We start from the raw sequence: 19,827 nt of genomic DNA, 5'->3' as shown, positions 1-19,827 counted from the left end.
AAAGAGTATTGTATAGAATAGTTATACCTTATATTTGATATATAACCGATTAAAATAAAGCTCTCAAGTCACAGATATAGTTGTTAAAACTTTTGTACAATCTTTATGAACTCGTTGAAATGTTGTTTATTATGGGTAGGCTTATTCATTACGGTAAGCGCATCGGCACAGAGTAAGTATCCCGGTTATGTAATGTTGCCAGCTCCTGATAGCTTAGTCAAAACAGTTGGATCCAAAGTAAATGTATTTGGAATGGTGTTTAATGGAAATCATCTTCCACAACAGAAAAAAACTTTTTTGTATATCGGCGCAGAATTTCCTAATCATGGGTTAACCGTTGTAATTAAAGACAAAGACAGGGGCAAGTTCAAACAACCCCTTGAAACTTATTATTATGAAAAGTTAGTTACAATTTCTGGTATTATTGAATCTAAACAGGGAAAGCTTCAAATACAAGTGAAAGATACTTCGCAAATATCAGTGGTCATCCCCACAAGGGTTAATTACTAGTAGCAAATTAATTATACTATAATTCTATGTTACGAAATTTTGTTATAGCAGCAGCTTGTATGACAGGCCTATCATGCACAGCTCAAACCGTTAAACTGGATTATTACTTTAATCATGAAACCCGCAAGGTAGCCAATAGTCAGCCGGAACGCTTTCATTATTTGTGGACAGAAACTGATGAGCCTGGTTATTCTAAATGGGGCAACTGGTTTAAGCAGCAAGGGTTCAGCCTGGATACTTTGGGTACAGCGCCTACGGCTGCCAACCTGAAAGGCGCTGCTGTATATATTGTTGTTGACCCTGATAGCAAAAAAGAAAGTGCAGCGCCTAATTACATTCAGCAAAAAGATGTAACTGTTATTGCGGGTTGGGTTAAACAAGGTGGCGTGCTGGTGATGCTGGCTAATGATAGTGCCAATGTTGAACTGCCGCATTTTAATCTGCTGGCAGGTGCCTTCGGCATGCACTTTAACAATGATTTGCAGAATCACTTTATTGATGATGCACACTTTGAAGATGGTGCAATCTACATCACCAACAACCCGGTTTTTCCAAATACCAAAAAGGTGTTTATGAAAGATGTATGTTCCATTAGTACAACAGGCTCTGCCAAGGCACTGCTGAAAAACAAAAAAGGATTTACAGTTATTGCAGCTGCTAAATATGGCAAAGGTACTGCCGTAACCATAGCCGACCCCTGGTTGTACAACGAGTATGTAAATGGCCGTTTACCCATCGGGTTTGAAAACGACAAAGCCGCTCAGGATTTTATCAGTTGGCTGAAAAAGCAAATCTCCGTACAACGCTAAGTTGTTTAAAGATAATATAGATTAACAACTGAATTTTAGCAGTAGTTAGTTGCCGTTATAGCTAAGCATTGCTGCTGCCGATGAAAAACTGATTAATATCACTTTTTCGTCTGATTGACCTCATGTATGGCCCATGCCAACTCCCGTAATTTTGTTATTATAAATTACGACGAGGATGAAAGCGGTAGCTTATAGTGTTAAACCTTTTGAAAAGGAATTTCTGGCCAAAGCCAACCAGAAAAAGCATGATATTACACTTATATCAAACCCATTAAGTTTTGAAACTGCCGCTTATGCAGAGGGGAAAGATGCAGTAATTGTATTTACTAACGATGATGTTTCGGCGCCGGTAGTGAACCGCTTGGCTAACTTAGGGGTTAAATACATTGTAACCCGCTCAACCGGTACCGATCATATTGACAGAGAGTGTGCGGGTACGCATGGTATAAAACTGGCTAATGTACCTTCTTACTCACCGCAAGCCATTGCCGAGCATACCGCAGCTTTAGCCTTGGCTTTGAACCGCCGCTTGGTCAAAGCCGATGAGCATAGCCACCATTTTGATTTCAGAAATGATATGCTGATGGGCTTCAACTTTTACCAAAAAACAGTTGGGCTGATTGGTATAGGGCATATTGGGCAGGCTGTAGCCAATATTTTTAATGGTTTTGGCTGCAAAGTAATTGCCCATGATGTGGCTTTCCCATCGTCAGCACAAAATATTGAGCAGGTAAGTCTGGATACTTTACTGGCACAGTCTGATATTATATCATTGCATGTTCCCTTAACCCTTGATACTCGTTACATTATCAATAAAGACACCCTGGCGCAAATGAAGAACTGCGTTATGCTGCTGAATACTTCGCGCGGTGCATTGATAAACACGGCAGATGTGCTGGAAGCTTTAGATAGCGGCAAAGTAGGTTATTTAGGTATTGATGTGTACGAGCATGAAAAAGGCTTGTTTTTTGAAGACCACGAGCATGATACCCGTAAAGACCCCTTGTTAACTGATCTGTTATCCCGTAGTAACGTAATGGTAACTCCGCATCAGGCTTACTTAACCCGTGAGGCCATGCAAGAAATTGCCAACCAAACCATTCGCAACCTGGATCAATGGCAGCAAAGTAAATGTGTGGGTAAAGCCTGCGTTTGTGCCAAAAACTGCCGTGCTGTTACACCCATTGAAATACCTGCAGCAGTAACCGCAACTGTAAAAATCTAACATTCTTAAGCCATGTATCATCAGTTATCTCAAAAATACAACGTGGCTGCGCCGCGTTACACCAGTTATCCTACCGTGCCTTACTGGGATAATGATTTGTTTTCTGCCAATACTTGGGAAGCATCTGTAAAAAAATCTTTTCAGCAGGCTAACCAGCAAGATGGTATTAGTTTGTATGTGCATTTGCCTTACTGCGAAAGCTTGTGTACTTATTGCGGCTGCAATACCCGCATCACTAAAAACCACGGGGTTGAGCTACCGTATATTAATACCGTTTTGCAAGAATGGCGCATGTACCGCAATATTGTGCAGGCTAAACCCGTAATACGCGAAATACACTTAGGAGGGGGCACACCAACCTTTTTCAATGCCGAAAATCTGGAATATCTGATTAAAGGTTTGCTGTCAAATTGTGAGGTGCACCCGGAAGCTGAGTTTAGCTTTGAAGCACATCCGCAAAATACTACTGAAGAACATTTACAAACTTTATATAACCTAGGCTTTCGTCGTTTAAGTTTGGGCATACAAGATTTTAATCCAAAAGTTCAGCAAATCATCAACCGCATACAAAGTGTTGAGCAGGTACAAACAGTTACTGAAGCTGCACGCCGTATAGGTTATACATCTATCAATTATGATTTGATTTACGGTTTGCCGCTGCAAACTTTAGCTGGCTTAACCGATACTATTGATAAAGTAGCCGAACTAAAACCCGACCGTATTGCCTTTTACAGCTATGCGCATGTGCCTTGGATAAAGCCCAGCCAGCGTATGTTTACCGAACTGGATTTACCCGATGCCAACTTAAAGCAGTTGTTGTATGAAAGCGGCCGCAGCCTGTTAAAAGCAGCCGGCTACTATGAAGTTGGTATGGACCACTTTGCTTTGCATACCGATAGCCTTTTCCGGGCCGAAATGGAGGGCTCGTTGCACCGTAATTTTATGGGCTATACCAACCAATATACCCAGTTAATGATTGGCTTGGGCGTTTCATCTATCAGCGATTCTTGGTATGGCTTTGCACAAAATGTAAAAAAGGTGGAAGAGTACCAGCAAATGGTAGCAAACGGACAGTTGCCGGTAGTGAAAGGACACGACTTAACCGACGATGATTTGATAATACGCCGGCATATTCTGAATATTATGTGTAAAGGTAAAACCACATGGAACCTGCACACTGAAACTTGCGAAGCCTTAGTAGAATGCCTGGAGCGCCTGCAGCCTCTGGTTGATGATGGCCTGATTGAGCTAAGCTCATGGGAGTTAAAGGTTACTGCTTTAGGTCGCCGGTTTTTACGTAATATATGTATGGCTTTCGATGCACGCTTATGGGCCAATAAGCCTTCTTCTCAGCTATTTAGTATGGCTGGATAAAATACTACTCTACAGTTGCCTGAAAAACAAGTAGTTTTGTTAATCCCGCTAAGCCGATGTGTTTAGCGGGATTTTTTTGTGCTCAGCTATTTATAGGACAGGCTATTTGAAAATGCCTCCAATAAGGCTTGTGATTTCAAGTATCAGCGTAGCAAATCTTTTTTGTTTGATTAAAGTATGTAACTGGGGTGCTTGGCTATTAGCATGCCTTGTAAGAACATAATTTATGTTTTAGATAGGGTTTTGTATAACAGCACAAAAGCGTGTAAGTATGTAGGCAAAACCTAATGTTATTTATTTAAAGCACTGACAGAACAGTGCCACCACTGCCAATGGTTTGTCAGTGTTACAGAGTGTTACACACTGAAACATGTAACACCTGTAACAGCTGTTAATGGGTTATGTAATGTATTTTAAACTTGATGGTTTTGAAACTTCAAATGCTTAGCTCAGGCTACGCAAAAAAATAGCCTGTATTACTACAGGCTATTTTCAAACTAAAATTTAGAAGGGGTATTTATTATATGGATTTTACAGAACGAAGGCTAATACCATGCCTACGTGAATCAGTACTGTTAAAACAAAAGTAATTAAGGTAGTACGTATACCAGCGCCGCCCATGTTCATGATTAAGTTGGTGAAGAACAAGGTCATGGTTACTGCCAGTACAATAATAGGTGCATCAAAATAATACATTAACGCTGCTGGAATAGGCAGGAAAAATACACCTTGTACCATTAATGAAATCATGAACCACATGGTGTGTTTTTGTTTTTGACTATCAGCATAGCTTAAGCATCTGTTCCACAAAGTAATATCATTATTAGTGATAGTGCTTTCTGCTTGAGTGAATAAAGGAGCGTCGGTAGTTATTTTTAAAGTTGCCATGATGTTTAATGTTTTTTGTTTTGTTGATACAAAGATGCCGCTTTATGGCCCCCACAGCCATGACGGTAGTCAGGGTATAAAATGATGGTAATCACATTCTGAATAATACCTCGCTAAGCGTATAATTTTCATAAAAAGTATTTGGTGCTACATGGTTTTTTGATGAAAACCAGACGTTTCCAGTTAATAGAACCGGTTTTTAATAACTTATTATAGGTGTATGTTGAAAAGGTGATTTCTATCACTTTTGAAACTGATGTCTGTCAGCATTCGGCCGATACAGGCAGGTAACTTTGGCATTTAGTCAGCAGCATGCTGGCGTTAGTATTGATTAAGTTTTTACACATACATCATGAGCCATAGTTTTCATATTCCGGTATTAGGGTTGGGGTACTCCGTTGATACGCCACTTAAAGTTGCCCGTTACGGCATCTCATCTGTTGTTTCTATAGTTGATGACGAGCTGACCGAACGTATGCGGCAGCATCATGCGCAAAAAAGCGGAGAAGAGTATTACGCTATACCCAAAGCTGAACCGGATAGCCGGGCTAAGCGTATTACCGCTTATTTGAACCTGCTGGATAAATTAGTAAACCAGCAGTTTGATGAGCTGAAAAGCCAGCCTTTTGAAACGGGTACAGACTTGACCCGCTATTTCGAATTACTGCCCGAAACATCAGCCTTAAAACAAGGATATGAACTTATGATGGAGTACCCTGATGTTGAGCGTAAGCAAATTTTTCAAAACATACTGCGTACAAAACTTGCTAAGGGAGCTGTTGATGTAAACATCATGTCGAAAGTAGACAAGATGAACTTTAATGCCGATGGTACTTACGCAGGTGATGAGAATACCGATGCACTTTCGGCACTGCGGGGTTTTGCCAACAGTACGCTGCAATCGTCCATTATCCTATCGGCCGGTATGAACCCACGTTTGTACAGCTATCTGGAACAATTCGCCGACTTTTTCCCCGATCAGAATGGCCATTTGCGTAAAAAAATCATATTAAAAGTAAGTGATTACCGCTCGGCTCTGATACAAGCTAAATTCTTGGCCAAAAAAGGTTTGTGGGTTTCTGAGTTCAGGGTAGAATCAGGCTTAAACTGTGGCGGCCATGCTTTTGCTACTGATGGTTACCTGCTAGGCCCCATACTGGAAGATTTTAAACTGAAAAGATTGGATATGCTGCATGAACTTGCCGGTATGTACCAGGCGGCATTAACAGCCAAAGGCTTTCCTGTTGTTGCTACACCCGAACAGCGTGTTAGTGCACAAGGCGGCATTGGAACCTCGCAGGAAAATAGCTTTTTACTCGACCGTTATGATTTGGATGCCACAGGCTGGGGAAGCCCGTTTTTACTGGTGCCCGAAGCAACCAATGTGGACGATGAAACTTTACAACAATTAACGGTAGCTACGCAGGATGATTATTTTGTAAGCAACTCATCACCATTGGGTGTACTATTTAACAACTTCAAACGAAGCACAGCCGAAAAGCAACGACTTTTACGGATTGAAAAAGGCCGGCCGGGTAGCCCTTGTACTAAAAAGTACTTATGTACCAACACCGAATTTACCGAACTGCCTATTTGTACCGCTTCCCGTGAATACCAGAACTTGAAAATTAAACAGTTAAGCAGCCAGAACCTACCCGAAGCAGACTACCAGCAACAGGTAGATACCTTAACAGAAAAAGTTTGCTTGTGTGAAGGGCTTTGCACCTCAGCATATATTAAAAATGACGTATTAAAACCACGGGAAAGTGCCGCTGTCAGCATTTGCCCCGGACCTAACCTAGCTTATTTTTATCAAACGTATTCGTTGGATGAAATGATTAAGCATATTTACGGTGGCCTGAATTTACTGGAAGGCGTAACACGTCCGCATGTGTTTATCAATGAACTGAACCTGTACATTGATTACCTACAAAAAAGCATGACCACACAGGTAAAAGACTGGAGCGATAAGAAGCAGAAATATTTTAGCAACTTTAAAAAGCAACTGCAAACCGGCATTCAGTATTATCGGCAGCTGATACCGGAACTGATGGATCAAACCGTTGACTTTATAGGTTCTTTCAACGATGACTTATCTCAATCTGAAACCCGGTTGAACCAGATTGTACTGGATTAACAGCTATGGATATAGAGTTTAGGGAACCCTATCACTCGCTTATTTTATTAGCTGATAGTTAGTTAAATTTGTTCAAATTGCCTAGGGCTCATGTGGAAAGTAGAAGATTAAAGGAGATGGTGGTCTTATACACTCTTGGGGCTTTTAGGCAAATTTGAACAGTGATAAAGCAGGTAGCTAACTTATGTTTAGCCTCGTTGGGAAACCGTAATAAGATGGAATCAAAAAAGCATGTGCTCCTGAGCTAATCACGGAGCACATGCTTTTTTATAAAGAAGCCCGTAATCTTAAATAAAACGGAATTTCAATATGGCTGCAATGATGGTTTAAAATGAGTTGTGCGGTAACTTCGCCCATTTTCTGAAAATCGGTAGAAATGGTAGTTAAGCCATTCAAGATGATCTTCTTCAATGGTGTTTCGTTGTAAGAAATTACGCCTACGTCTTTACCCACTTGCAAATCAGTTTGCAAAATACGCTCTACCAAGGTTACTACATCATGTTCCATTAAGGTAATAAATGCTTCGCCAGCATCAATAGGTTCGGTTTCTACCTGGTGCGCTACTTTGTAATGAAAACCGTATTGGGTACAAAAGTTACTACATCCCTGTAATATCTCATTAGGGAAGTAGGTGCTTTCTGGAAAAGTAATTTTTATAGTATGGTACTTACGCAATTGCGGTAGCGCCTGCTCCAGTGCACTGAAAATATCTTTTTCGAAGTTTTCATATACGGCAGCGCAGTCGCCATCTACTCCCTTAATCAGTTTATCCAGTAAAATCAGTTTGTCTTTAGGTATTCTGTTAATTAGCTCGTGCGCATTTTCACCACCTTCCAAAAAATGACTTACTATTACGTAATGAGTATAATCATCACCTGCATTTTCCAGAAACTTTTTGAACAGAGCGTAGTCGTTGTTGTAAATATATAAATCAATAGCGGCCTGGTTGTCTAAACCGGCAACCAGCGCATCATAAATAATTTTTTTGTGGGTACTTAGTTTATTGAACAATAAAAAAACTTTAAACTGCTGTATGGCCTCCGTACTCTTGATATAATAGCCCTTACCCGGAACTGAACCCAATATGCCAATAGATTTCAGATGTTTATAGGCCTTTTCGGCAGTATCTCGTGAAATTTCAAAGTTGTAGTTCAGCTCGTTAATAGAAGGCAGAATATCGTTTTTGTACAATTTATTATCACGTACAGCTTTAGCAATGGAGTTAGCCAGCTGTAAATATTTAGGTGTCGACGAATAGTAGTCAATCTCGATATACTCTAAAAAAGAAGCAGGTTTCATTGGTTAGGGGCATTTGCCTTAGCGTTTGTTAGTACAAACATACTAATATATGATTCATAACCACAGGTTGTGTTTTTTAATGTGATATATGCTATTTGACTTACCTGTTTACAGGTTATTGCCACTATTGTGATAAAACGTTTAATCAGTACTAAACTTAACCATGACAGTGCATGATAGCTGTCTAAACAAGCTTTTCTATTTTAGCCGGCACCAATTGTTAAATCCTCTATTTGATGCAAGCTATATTTGGCGTAATATTTCATTTTATCGGTGGTTTTGCCTCAGGCAGCTTTTACATTCCCTACAAAAAAGTAAAAGGTTGGGCTTGGGAAAGCTTCTGGATTGTAGGCGGGCTGTTCTCCTGGCTTATTGTTCCGCCGCTGGCAGCATGGCTAACTATTCCTGGTTTTACCGAAATCATTAAACATACCAACGGGCACATATTGATGCTTACCTACATGTTTGGCTTGTTGTGGGGTATAGGCGGACTTACCTATGGTTTGGGTGTACGTTACTTGGGTGTGGCACTAGGCAGTTCGGTAATATTGGGTTTATGCTCCATTTTCGGATCGCTCATTCCATCAATTTATTATGATTTTTACCCGAAAGAAGGAAAAGATACGTTAAGTATATTGTTGCATAACCATTGGGGCCAAATGGTGTTGCTGGGCATTTTGGTTTGTGTGCTGGGCATTGTTATTTGCGGCCGTGCTGGGGTAATGAAAGAACGCGAACTAAGCGTTGACCGGGAAGTGGCTGTTAACAATACTGAATACAATTTCAGCCTGGGGTTGATTGTGGCTATTATTTCGGGTGTACTAAGTGCCTGCTTTGCTTTTGGTATTGATGCCGGTAAAGATATGGCTAATGAAGCGAATAATATATGGAAAGCTACGCACCCGGGACAGGGCGAGTTTCTGTTTCAGAATAACGTAACCTATGTAGTGATATTATGGGGTGGCCTTACTACCAATTTTATATGGTGTATGTTCCTGAACGCTCGCAACCGCACCTTTGGCGACTATTTAAATAAGAAAACCCCGTTAACAGCTAACTACCTGTTTTCGGCTTTGGCAGGTACCACCTGGTTTTTGCAGTTTTTCTTTTATGGTATGGGCGAAAGCCGGTTAGGTAACGGGCCAAGTTCTTGGATTTTGCATATGGCTTTTATCATATTAATTGCCAATATATGGGGCTTGGTGCTGAAAGAATGGAAGGGTGTAAGCCGTAAAGCATTAGCTACGGTAGTTGCCGGTATATTAACAATCATTTTATCTGTGTTGATTGTAGGATACGGTAACTCTATTAAACCTTAAATATTGATTATAGAAAATAATGGATAAGAATATGTCTGTGAATACAACTGAATTTAAACATGTAAGCTACCTGTGGGATGATGCCAAGGCGGCAGAATTAGCTGGCGACGAAGTAGCCCTGCTAATTTATCGTTCAAACCTGCTGGGAGCAGATTTGCGTTTAACCAATTACGGTGGCGGCAACACTTCCTGCAAAGTAATGGATAAGGATCCTTTAACCGGTCAGCAGGTAGAAGTTATGTGGATTAAAGGTTCGGGTGGTGATATAGGTACTTTAAAAAAGAGTGGCTTAGCAGCTTTGTATGTTGACCGCTTGCGTAGCCTGAAAAATGTTTACCGCGGCATTGAGCATGAGGATGAAATGGTGGAGCTATTTAACCACAGCATATTCGACCTGAACTCTAAGGCGCCTTCTATTGATACGCCTTTGCATGGCTTTTTGCCTTTCAAACATATTGACCACTTGCACCCTGATGCAGCCATTGCTATTGCCGCTGCTAAAGATGGTAAGCAAATTACCGAAGAGCTTTTTGGCGGTACTATTGGCTGGGTAGAATGGCAACGCCCTGGTTTCGATTTAGGTTTGCAGCTGAAAGAATGCTTAGATAGCAGTCCGAACATTCGTGGCATTATGCTGGGTTCGCACGGTTTATTTACCTGGGGCGATACCGCTTATGAAAGTTATATCAATACGCTGGAAGTCATTGAAAAATGCGCCGAGTACCTGGAACAAAACTATGGTAAAAAAGGCCCCGTATTTGGCGGTCAGAAAATACAAAGCCTGGATGAAGCCGGTCGTAAAAAACAGGCTGCTGCACTGGCGCCAGTATTACGTGGTTTCTGCTCTAGCAACACCAAAATGATTGGTCATTTTACCGATGATGCCCGTGTGCTGGAGTTTACCAATTCAAACGATCTGGATCGTTTAGCACCAATGGGAACCAGTTGTCCCGATCACTTTTTGCGCACCAAAATTAGTCCGCTGGTGCTGGATTTAACTCCAGATGCTGATTTGAGCGATGTGGCTGCCTTAAAAGAAAAGCTGACGCCAGCTTTTGAGGCTTACCGCCAAATGTACACCGACTATTACAACACCTGCAAACACGATAATAGCCCCGGTGTTCGTGATACCAATCCGGTAGTAATATTATATCCGGGTGTAGGTATGTTTACCTTCTCGAAAGATAAGCAAACTGCCCGTGTAGCTGCCGAATTTTATATCAACGCTATTAATGTAATGAAAGGTGCTGAGGCTATTTCTGAATATACCTCATTGCCCCGGCAAGAAGCTTTTGATATAGAATACTGGTTACTGGAAGAAGCTAAATTGCAACGTATGCCTAAGCCTAAAGCCTTATCGGGCCGTATTGCTTTAATTACGGGCAGTGCAGGTGGTATTGGTAAAGCTATTGCTAAAAAGCTGGTGCAGGAAGGCGCTGTAGTTATTCTGAATGATATGAACGCTGAGCGCTTGGCTGGTGCCGGCGAAGAGTTTAAAGGCTTGTTCGGTAAAGATTCATACACCACTGCGGTGTTAGATGTAACCAATGCTGCACAGATACAGGAAGCTATGGACATTGCTGCTTTAGCTTTCGGTGGTGTAGATTTAATTGTGAACAATGCTGGCCTTTCTATCTCTAAAAGTATTGCCGACCATACCGAAAAAGATTGGGACTTGTTGTATGATGTATTGGTGAAAGGCCAGTTCCTGGTTACACAAGCTTCAGTAGCGGTAATGAAAAAACAAGGCACTGGTGGCGATATTATCAATATCGTGAGCAAGAATGCTTTGGTAAGCGGTCCGAACAATGCAGGTTATGGCAGTGCTAAAGCAGCACAGCTACACCTAAGCCGCTTAAATGCGGCCGAATTGGGCCCTGATAAAATTCGTGTGAATGTAGTAAATCCTGATGCTGTAATCAGTGATAGTAATATATGGGCTGGCGGCTGGGCCGAAGGTCGTGCCAAAGCTTACGGTATTACCGTTGAAGAGTTACCGGCTTACTATGCTAAACGTACACTGTTAAACGAAATTATTTTACCTGATGACATTGCTAATGCTTGCTTTGCCCTTACCGGCGGCCTGCTGAACAAATCAACTGGTAACGTAATTAACGTGGATGGTGGTGTAGCTGCCGGATTTGTTCGTTAATTTTAGTGGTTTATTAATGGCTGGGCCTTTTAGGCCCGGCTGTTAGTAGTTTATACTAACCAGTTAAAAATTTGAAAAATGAGATTAGAGAAGTATCAGATTGCGGAAAGCAATGAGCAACTGCGTGCCAAGCATCAGCGCCAGTTTGAATATATAGCGGCTGATGTAAAAAACCTGGATGATGTGATGCAAAAGCTTATGGCTTTTAATATAGCCATACCCAGCTGGGCATTAGGTACGGGTGGTACCCGTTTTGGCCGTTTTTCAGGAGGTGGAGAGCCTCGTAGCCTGGAAGAAAAAATTGAAGATGTAGGCTTAATTCATGCGCTGAATAAATCAAGCAATTCAATATCATTGCATATTCCGTGGGATATTCCTGAAAACGCTGCATCTATCAAAGCGCTGGCTGCCCAGCATGAATTACGTTTTGATGCCGTAAACTCTAATACTTTTCAGGATCAGAAAGATCAGCAACTGAGCTATAAATTTGGATCGCTGCACCACGGAGATAAAGGCGTACGCAGACATGCGGTTGAGCATAACATTGAAGTGATTAAATATGGCGTTGAACTAGGTTCTAACGCGTTATCTGTATGGTTGGCCGATGGCTCTAGTTTTCCGGGGCAGTTAAACTTCCGTAACGCTTTTCAAAATACCTTGGAAAGCTTACAAGAAATTTATGATGCCTTGCCTGACAACTGGAAAGTGTGGATAGAGTATAAACCTTACGAGCCTTACTTCTATTCAACTACAATTGGCGACTGGGGACAGTCATTGTTACTGGCTAACAAACTGGGTGCTAAAGCATCAACCCTGGTTGATTTGGGTCACCATTTACCGAATACCAATATTGAACAGATTGTATCATTGTTGCTGATGGAGGGCAAACTAGCAGGTTTCCACTTCAATGATTCTAAATACGGCGATGATGATTTAACCGTAGGCAGCATTAATCCTTACCAGCTATTCTTGATTTTCAACGAGCTGGTGGAAGGTATGGATGCCCGCGGCATGACCCACGCTACTGATATTGGCTGGATGATTGATGCTTCGCACAACCTGAAAGATCCGATTGAAGATTTACTGCAATCGGTAGAAGCGATAAAGATGGCTTATGCTCAGGCTTTACTGGTAGATAAAGAAGCACTGGTAGCAGCGCAGCAAAGTAATGACGTAACCAAAGCGCAGGAAATATTACAGCATGCTTACCGCACGGATGTGCGTCCGTTGGTAGCCGAAGCACGTTTACGTGCAGGTGGCGCTTTACAACCTTTGGAAGTTTACCGGCAGTTTGAGGTGCGTAAAAGCCTGATTGGTGAAAGAGGTGAGAAAACAGTAGCTACCGGATTATAAACATCATGCCCATACCTGTAATAGCTGTATTTGATGTAGGCAAAACCAACAAAAAATTGTTTCTGCTGGATGAAGACTACAATATTGTTTTTGAAAAATCGGCCAGGTTTATTGAAACGGTAGATGAGGATGGTGATGTTTGCGAAAACCTGGAAACCTTGCGTTCATCCGTTCATGATTCTTTACATGAAATTTATCGGATGCCGCAATTTGATATTCGCGCCATCAATTTTTCATCATACGGCGCCAGTTTAGTATATGTGAATGAAGAAGGGGAGCCGCTGGCTCCCCTATACAATTACCTGAAAGCGTATCCGCAACAGGTTAAAAAACAGTTTTATGATACTTACGGCGCTCCTGAACAAATTGCTGCCGAAACCGCATCACCTGTACTGGATAGCCTGAACTCAGGTATGCAACTGTATCGCATTAAGTACCAAAAAACTGATTTGTTCAGCCAGGTAAAATATGCCTTGCATTTACCGCAGTATTTAAGCTCGCTGGTATCAGGTCAGGCTTATTCAGATATTACCAGCATTGGCTGTCATACCCAGTTGTGGGATTTTGTACAGAACGATTACCATAGCTGGGTAAAGGAAGAACACCTGCGTAAAAAGCTGGCGCCCATATTTCCATCCAACCAGGCTTTAGCCATGATATTGAATGGAAAGAATTGCGCGGTAGGCATTGGCCTGCATGATAGCTCAGCAGCGCTTATTCCATATCTGATTAGCTTTGCTGAACCTTTTATCCTGCTTTCTACCGGTACCTGGTGTATAAGTTTAAATCCGTTTAACCAGCAGCCACTTACGGCCGAAGAGTTAAGCAGCGATTGTTTATCATACATGCAATACCAAGGCAAGCCGGTAAAAGCATCACGGGTGTTTTCCGGTAACGAGCATGAGCAGCAGGTGAAGCGTATATCGGCTTGGTTCGGTCAAAGCCCCGCACATTATCGTACCATGCCTTACCAGGCTGAAGTAATAGCTGCGCTGAAAGAAAAATATGCACCAGCTACAACAGGTACCGATAGTACGGGCTTAATTACTTCTGGCTTTGCAGCCAGAGATTTGGCTGGTTTTGCCAATGATGTGGAAGCTTATCACCAATTGATACTTGATTTGGTTGACCTGCAATATAGCTCTACCCAATTGGTGCTTAAAGGTACTCAAGTAAAAGATATTTATGTAGATGGCGGCTTTGGTAAAAACGAGATTTTTATGAATCTGCTGGCACAAAAATTTCCGGATATACAAGTGTGGGCAGCTTCCGTAGCGCAGGCCACAGCAGTAGGTACGGCGCTGGCTATTCATAAATCATGGAATTATAAAGACCTGCCGAATAATTTAATACAGTTAAAGCGTTATAAAGCTTTAACACACCCGGTAAATATATGAAAGTAGGCTTGTTTATACCTTGTTATGTTGACCAGTTTTACCCCGGCGCAGCTATTGCTACTTTGCAATTGTTGGAAAAGTTGGGGGTAGATGTGGTTTACCCGGCTAATCAAACCTGCTGCGGCCAGCCTATGGCCAATTCAGGTTTTGAGCATTTGACCGGTGGTTGTAATGAATTGTTTATTAAAAATTTTTCTGATTTCGATTATATCGTAGCCCCATCAGGTAGTTGTGTTTTGCACGTACGTGAACACTTATACGATAATAAGCAGCCTGAAAAAGCTCAGGAAACCGCACACAAAGTTTGGGAGTTAACTTCATTCTTAACCGATGTTTTGAAGGTAGAAAGCCTGCCTTCAAAGTTTCCACACCGGGTAGGTATGCACCAAAGCTGCCACGGTCAGCGTGGTTTGCACTTGAGTTCGATGACCGAGCTGGTAGCACCGGACTTTTCTAAACCTGGCAGCTTGCTGAAGATGGTAGAAGGCATTGATTTAATTGAACTGGACCGTAAAGATGAATGCTGCGGTTTTGGCGGTACCTTCTGCGTAACCGAAGAAGCCGTATCGGCCAAAATGGGTAAAGATCGAGTAGCTGATCATTTACACCACGATGCCGAATACATTACCGGTGTGGATATGTCATGCCTGATGCATATGGAAGGCATATTGCGCCGCCAGGGCAGCAAAGTGAAAGTTATTCATATTGCTGAGATATTGAATAGCGAATTATAAAAGGTTAACAACGGGTAGTTCATGAATGCTGGTTCGTGCTTTATGAAACATAATACTCCTGGTTAACCCTATGGTAAACGTTACCATAAAATAATGAACTATGAACCATTAACCATAAACTAATGGAACAAGCAACAAAAGATCACGCCGAATTAGCAGAGATATTTAACCGCGACGAAGAGAGGGTAGACTGGCATGATGAAACCTTATGGTGGATACGCCAGAAGCGTGATAAGATTACGCATCAGCTGCCTGAATGGGAAAGCTTGCGCGATATGGCATCGCAAATTAAGTTCAATGTTTTATCAAACTTAAGTACCTACCTGCAACAGTTTGAAAAACAGGCGCTCGCTCATGGTATTCAAGTACATTGGGCTGCCGATGCAAAAGAACATAATGAGATTGTACATCGCATCCTGACCGAGAATCAGGTAAAGCAAATGGTGAAAAGTAAATCCATGCTTACCGAAGAATGCCACCTGAACGAGTATTTAGCTACGCATGGCATCGAAGTAATTGATTCGGATTTGGGCGAGCGTATTGTACAATTAGCCGGCGAACCGCCCAGCCATATTGTATTGCCTTGCATTCATAAGAAGAAGGAAGAGATAGGCGACTTGTTCCACATGTATTTGGGGACGCCTTCCAACATGGCTGACCCACAGTTTCTGACTGAAACGGCACGTGGCAGCTTGCGCGAAACTTTCCTGACCCGCAAAGTAGCCCTAACTGGCGTAAACTTTGCCATAGCCGAAACCGGTGAGTTTGTAGTTTGCACTAACGAAGGTAATGCCGACATGGGCGCACACCTGGCCGATGTGCATATTGCCAGCATGGGTATCGAAAAGCTGCTGCCTGAGCGTAAGCACTTAAGTGTGTTTTTGCGCTTGTTAACCCGCAGTGCTACCGGCCAGCCTATTACTACGTACAGCAGCCATTTTAGCAAGCCACGCCCTGGGCAAACTATGCATTTGGTACTGGTAGATAATGGTCGCAGTGTGCAGTTAGGCCGTAAAGATTTTCGCAATTCACTGAAGTGTATCCGGTGTGGGGCGTGTATGAATACCTGTCCGGTTTACCGTCGTAGTGGTGGGCACAGTTACCATACAGCTGTGGCAGGACCAATCGGGTCAATACTGGCTCCAAATTTGGATATGAAAAAGTATGCCGATTTGCCTTTTGCTTCTACGCTTTGTGGTTCGTGCTCCAACGTATGCCCGGTTAAAATTGACATTCACGATCAGCTTTATAAATGGCGGCAGGTACTCATGAAAGAAGGTTATGGTCCGGCAGGCAAAAAGTTGGCTATGCAGGCTATGGCTTTCACTTTATCATCGCCCACGCTATATCATGGTGCTGGCAAAATGGGCCGCTTAACTTTAAAGTACATGCCGTTTGCCGTAAATAATAAATTGAACCCTTGGTACAAACAGCGTGACATGCCGGAACCGCCTAAGCAATCGTTCGGAGAATGGTATGCTGAGAACCGGAAGAAGAAATAAAACAGAATTTACAGGATTAATGGAGAAGATAGATGGGTATTTAATAATCTATCTTATAATCCATCACTCATTCACCTATGAGCAGCAGAGATAAAATATTAGCCGCAGTAGCCGCTAACCAGCCAGAGTTGATGCCTTTGCCGGATATCAACTTTTTCAAAGGCGACACAGAGCAGGTGGCTGAAAAATACATAACCGTTTTGACCGCTATAGGCGGGCAGGCACATCGGGTAAATAGCTGGGATGAAATCAAAACCCTTATTCAAACCGGGTATGATGCCAGCCAAAAGCGTATCATCAGTTTGGTGCCTGAGTTGCAGGAGGTAGCCAGCCATGCTTATGAAATTAATCCGGCTGCACACCATTTGGCCGATGTGGAGTTGGCGGTTATACAAGCACATTTTGCAGTAGCCGAAAATGGTGCCGTATGGGTAACTGAAGATTTAATGGGCCATCGCGGATTGCCGTTTATCTGTCAGCATCTGGCTGCTGTAATCAATATTAACAACATTGTACCTACTATGCACGAGGCTTATGCTCGAATAGCAGATGGCCAGTATGGGTTCGGTACTTTCATTGCCGGTCCGTCTAAAACGGCTGATATTGAGCAATCATTGGTATTGGGGGCGCACGGTCCGCGTAGTATGACGGTATTCTTGTTAAATGCATAACTAAAAAGAGCAGCTTGTTAAAACAAGCTGCTCTTTTCTACTTTATCAAATGCTTTTTGTTTTTTCCTGAAGCCAGGTTTTTTCTTCGGTAGTTAAATACAGACTAATCTTTTCAAATACCGTTTGATGGTATTGGTTCAACCACTCTATATGGCGGTTTTCCAGCAGCTCTTTTTTAACAATGCGAGTATCAATAAAGGCCAGCGTTAAAGTTTCAAAAGCATAAAAATCATTAAACTCATTGATGCTGTCTTTGATGGTAAGCACTAGGTTTTCAATACGTACACCATGCTTGCCAGGACGGTAAACGCCGGGGTCAATCGAAGTAATCATACCGGGTTCCAGATCAATAGCTGTGTTGGTTGGATTAAGTACCTGTGGGCCCTCGTGTACATTCAGGTAAAAACCAATACCATGCCCGGTGCCGTGGCCGTAATTGATGGCGTGATCCCATAAAGGTTTACGGCAAATCGCATCAATCTGGTAACCGCGGGTACCTTTCGGGTACTTGGTAGCCGAGCCTTCAATCATGGCTTTAAGCACCAGCGTATAATCTGTTTTTTCTTCTTCAGTAGAGTTGTCCAAAGGTAGTACACGGGTAATATCGGTAGTGCCATAAAAGTACTGACCGCCCGAATCTACCAGGAAAAGTCCTTCTGGTAAAATCTCGCTATCGCTTTCGGGCGTAGCCGAATAATGCGGCAAAGCGCCATGCGCTTTATAACCGGCAATGGTGTTAAAGCTGGCACCCGCAAAGCTTTCCTGCTCAGCCCTAAAAGCTAGTAGTTGTGCCGCTGCTGATAGTTCGGTGATTCTAACCTTACCTAAGTTTTCTTCCATCCACTTGAAAAACCGGGTTATGGCTACACCATCTTTAACCATAGTTGCCCGCATGTTTTCTACTTCAATTGCGTTTTTTACAGCTTTCAAATGAGTGGTTGGATTGATATCCTGCACTACTTTAATTGAAGTAGGTAACAGTTTATACAAACCATAACAGTTACGTTTAGGATCAATAAAGATGGTGCTATTGCCTGGTATTTCTTGCAATGCATTTGCTACAGCATCGTAGGGTTGAACTTCAACACCTTGTTGCTGTAGCTGCTGCACGTAATCAGGCGTAAGTTTATCGGGATTAATGAACAAGATAGCCGTATCAGATCCTACTACAGCAAAACTCAACACTACAGGATTATAGCTTACATCCTTACCTCGAATGTTAAACAACCAAGCCATATCATCTAATGACGATATAAGCGTATAATCAGCTTTGTACGCTTTCAGGGCCTTGCGCAAAGCATCTAGTTTGCTGCTGGTGGCTTGGCCTGTATATTGTTCATCAATTAAAAACGCTGGAGTAGGGGGGCAAAGCTGGTCGGTCTGCCCATACAGCATCCAGAAAATCATAACTCTGTAAGCTAATGTTTTTATCGGCTAGTTCTTTGCTGAGGAATTCGCCTAACAGTACCGATAACAGCTTGTCGTCACAAGCTACTACAGCGTTTGTATCTAATGTATCATACAACCATTGTATGTATTCGGGCGCATGCTGAACTTTCAATTTTACCAGTTCATATCCTGTATCATTTAACTGTTCGTTAGCTTGTACAAAGTACCGGAAATCGGTCCACAAGCCGGCAAAATCAGCCGTAATTACAATGGTACCGGCCGAACCTGTAAAACCACAGGCAAAATGCAGACATTTATAACGATCGGGCACATACTCACTCATGTGCGGATCGGCAGACGGAATAATATAAGCAGCTATGCCATGCGCCTGCATTTGCTGGCGTATGGCAGTTAATTTTTCTTGATAAGTCATGTCAGATTTATTCAAATAAAACAATGATGCAAAAGTATATTTATCAAGCTAATTGCAGTTAGTAGATAAGGGTTAAATACCAACAGTCAAGATAAAAAATTGAAGTTATGAAAGGGACTCAATCTACCTGTTTGCTGCATGCCGAATACTTGGTTAAAGCGCTCCATACCATGAAATAATAAGTGTTTAAACAGGTACGGCTGCTGTACTATAAATGTTACAAACAGTTGCTATACTAAAATCGCAAAATACTATCTAATAGCTTTTTTTAATTAAGTACCTGTTTGTCAATGTTTTGTGGTTTTTGTTTAAGATGGTATTCTGTCATGTACATCCTTTATTGTAACGTTTTTACCAGAAAATGTGCTAATTATGATGTTTGAAATTACCTAAAAACCGGTAGTTTCCTCATCTATTGTGCATCTGTTTTAGGGTCAGGATAGTGCATGACAGTTAATTATATCATTGCATCTACCTTTAAAACTATATCAGAGAGTATACTCCTTTTTACTCCTGATAAAACCAATTATTAGTAACCTTTATGAAAAAATTTTACTTAGTCTTAATGGGCAAGAACTGCCTTGTTGTACCCCGTATTATATGTTTTAATTCTACGCTTTTTGTGCCCTGTAGTG

At 42.0% G+C, this 19,827-nt stretch carries 16 protein-coding genes; 12 read left to right on the top strand and 4 right to left on the bottom strand.

Annotated elements, in window-relative coordinates; translation table 11 throughout:
• The first annotated feature begins 105 nt into the window (after positions 1–105).
• The 4 genes from HH214_RS04925 (at position 106) to hemN (ending at position 3,918) form a co-directional block, all read left to right on the top strand.
• Positions 106–510 carry a hypothetical protein gene (locus HH214_RS04925; protein WP_169606281.1) on the top strand — a complete coding sequence of 135 codons (405 nt, stop codon included), beginning with the start codon at positions 106–108 and terminating at the stop codon, positions 508–510.
• 59 nt (positions 511–569) lie between these two features.
• Positions 570–1,319, top strand: a complete 750-nt coding sequence (locus tag HH214_RS04920) for a hypothetical protein (RefSeq protein ID WP_169606280.1) — start codon at positions 570–572, stop codon at positions 1,317–1,319.
• Positions 1,320–1,494: 175 nt separating this feature from the next.
• Positions 1,495–2,544 carry a 2-hydroxyacid dehydrogenase gene (locus HH214_RS04915; RefSeq protein WP_169606279.1) on the top strand — a complete coding sequence of 350 codons (1,050 nt, stop codon included), beginning with the start codon at positions 1,495–1,497 and terminating at the stop codon, positions 2,542–2,544.
• Positions 2,545–2,556: 12 nt separating this feature from the next.
• On the top strand, positions 2,557–3,918 hold the full coding sequence (gene hemN / locus HH214_RS04910) for an oxygen-independent coproporphyrinogen III oxidase (RefSeq protein ID WP_169606278.1): 1,362 nt from the start codon (positions 2,557–2,559) through the stop codon (positions 3,916–3,918).
• A gap of 531 nt (positions 3,919–4,449) precedes the next feature.
• Here the strand turns inward: hemN and HH214_RS04905 are convergent.
• Positions 4,450–4,806 (bottom strand): hypothetical protein, encoded by a 357-nt coding sequence (locus tag HH214_RS04905; protein WP_169606277.1) that lies wholly within the window; start codon positions 4,804–4,806, stop codon positions 4,450–4,452.
• A 352-nt stretch (positions 4,807–5,158) separates the two neighbouring features.
• Here HH214_RS04905 and HH214_RS04900 point away from each other — a divergent pair, with 352 nt between their 5' ends.
• On the top strand, positions 5,159–6,943 hold the full coding sequence (locus HH214_RS04900; protein ID WP_169606276.1) for a hypothetical protein: 1,785 nt from the start codon (positions 5,159–5,161) through the stop codon (positions 6,941–6,943).
• Positions 6,944–7,210: 267 nt separating this feature from the next.
• Here HH214_RS04900 and HH214_RS04895 read toward each other — a convergent pair whose 3' ends face one another.
• Positions 7,211–8,242, bottom strand: coding sequence for a GntR family transcriptional regulator (locus tag HH214_RS04895; RefSeq protein WP_169606275.1), 1,032 nt, complete (start codon positions 8,240–8,242; stop codon positions 7,211–7,213).
• A 236-nt stretch (positions 8,243–8,478) separates the two neighbouring features.
• On the opposite strand from HH214_RS04895, the gene rhaT reads away from it, so the two are divergent.
• From rhaT to HH214_RS04860, 7 genes are all read left to right on the top strand, one after another.
• Positions 8,479–9,561 (top strand): L-rhamnose/proton symporter RhaT, encoded by a 1,083-nt coding sequence (rhaT, locus tag HH214_RS04890; RefSeq protein WP_169606274.1) that lies wholly within the window; start codon positions 8,479–8,481, stop codon positions 9,559–9,561.
• Between the two features lie 31 nt (positions 9,562–9,592).
• Entirely contained in the window at positions 9,593–11,713 is a 2,121-nt protein-coding gene (locus tag HH214_RS04885; protein ID WP_169606273.1) for a bifunctional aldolase/short-chain dehydrogenase, read from the top strand.
• A 78-nt stretch (positions 11,714–11,791) separates the two neighbouring features.
• Positions 11,792–13,066 carry a TIM barrel protein gene (locus tag HH214_RS04880; protein ID WP_169606272.1) on the top strand — a complete coding sequence of 425 codons (1,275 nt, stop codon included), beginning with the start codon at positions 11,792–11,794 and terminating at the stop codon, positions 13,064–13,066.
• 5 nt (positions 13,067–13,071) lie between these two features.
• Entirely contained in the window at positions 13,072–14,463 is a 1,392-nt protein-coding gene (locus HH214_RS04875) for an FGGY-family carbohydrate kinase (protein WP_211166310.1), read from the top strand.
• Positions 14,460–15,197, top strand: coding sequence for a (Fe-S)-binding protein (locus HH214_RS04870; RefSeq protein WP_169606271.1), 738 nt, complete (start codon positions 14,460–14,462; stop codon positions 15,195–15,197). The genes HH214_RS04875 and HH214_RS04870 overlap by 4 nt, the downstream gene beginning before the upstream one ends.
• A gap of 122 nt (positions 15,198–15,319) precedes the next feature.
• Positions 15,320–16,699: a lactate utilization protein B gene (locus tag HH214_RS04865; protein WP_169606270.1), complete on the top strand. Its 1,380-nt coding sequence runs from the start codon at positions 15,320–15,322 to the stop codon at positions 16,697–16,699.
• 77 nt (positions 16,700–16,776) lie between these two features.
• A complete protein-coding gene (locus HH214_RS04860; RefSeq protein WP_169606269.1) occupies positions 16,777–17,370 on the top strand; it encodes a LutC/YkgG family protein in 594 nt (197 codons plus the stop codon).
• Positions 17,371–17,415: 45 nt separating this feature from the next.
• Here the strand turns inward: HH214_RS04860 and HH214_RS04855 are convergent, their stop codons facing one another.
• Together HH214_RS04855 and HH214_RS22035 are read right to left on the bottom strand one after the other, a co-directional pair.
• Positions 17,416–18,777, bottom strand: a complete 1,362-nt coding sequence (locus HH214_RS04855; RefSeq protein ID WP_248282206.1) for an aminopeptidase family protein P — start codon at positions 18,775–18,777, stop codon at positions 17,416–17,418.
• Positions 18,710–19,192, bottom strand: coding sequence for an aminopeptidase P family N-terminal domain-containing protein (locus HH214_RS22035; protein WP_248282205.1), 483 nt, complete (start codon positions 19,190–19,192; stop codon positions 18,710–18,712). The genes HH214_RS04855 and HH214_RS22035 overlap by 68 nt, the downstream gene beginning before the upstream one ends.
• Positions 19,193–19,827: the final 635 nt, after the last annotated feature.

It is taken from the genome of Mucilaginibacter robiniae, from assembly GCF_012849215.1.
Classification (GTDB): Bacteria; Bacteroidota; Bacteroidia; order Sphingobacteriales; family Sphingobacteriaceae; genus Mucilaginibacter; species Mucilaginibacter robiniae.
The sequence above is the reverse complement of the archived record's forward strand: the minus strand, read 5'-3'. Positions and strand labels throughout refer to the sequence as shown.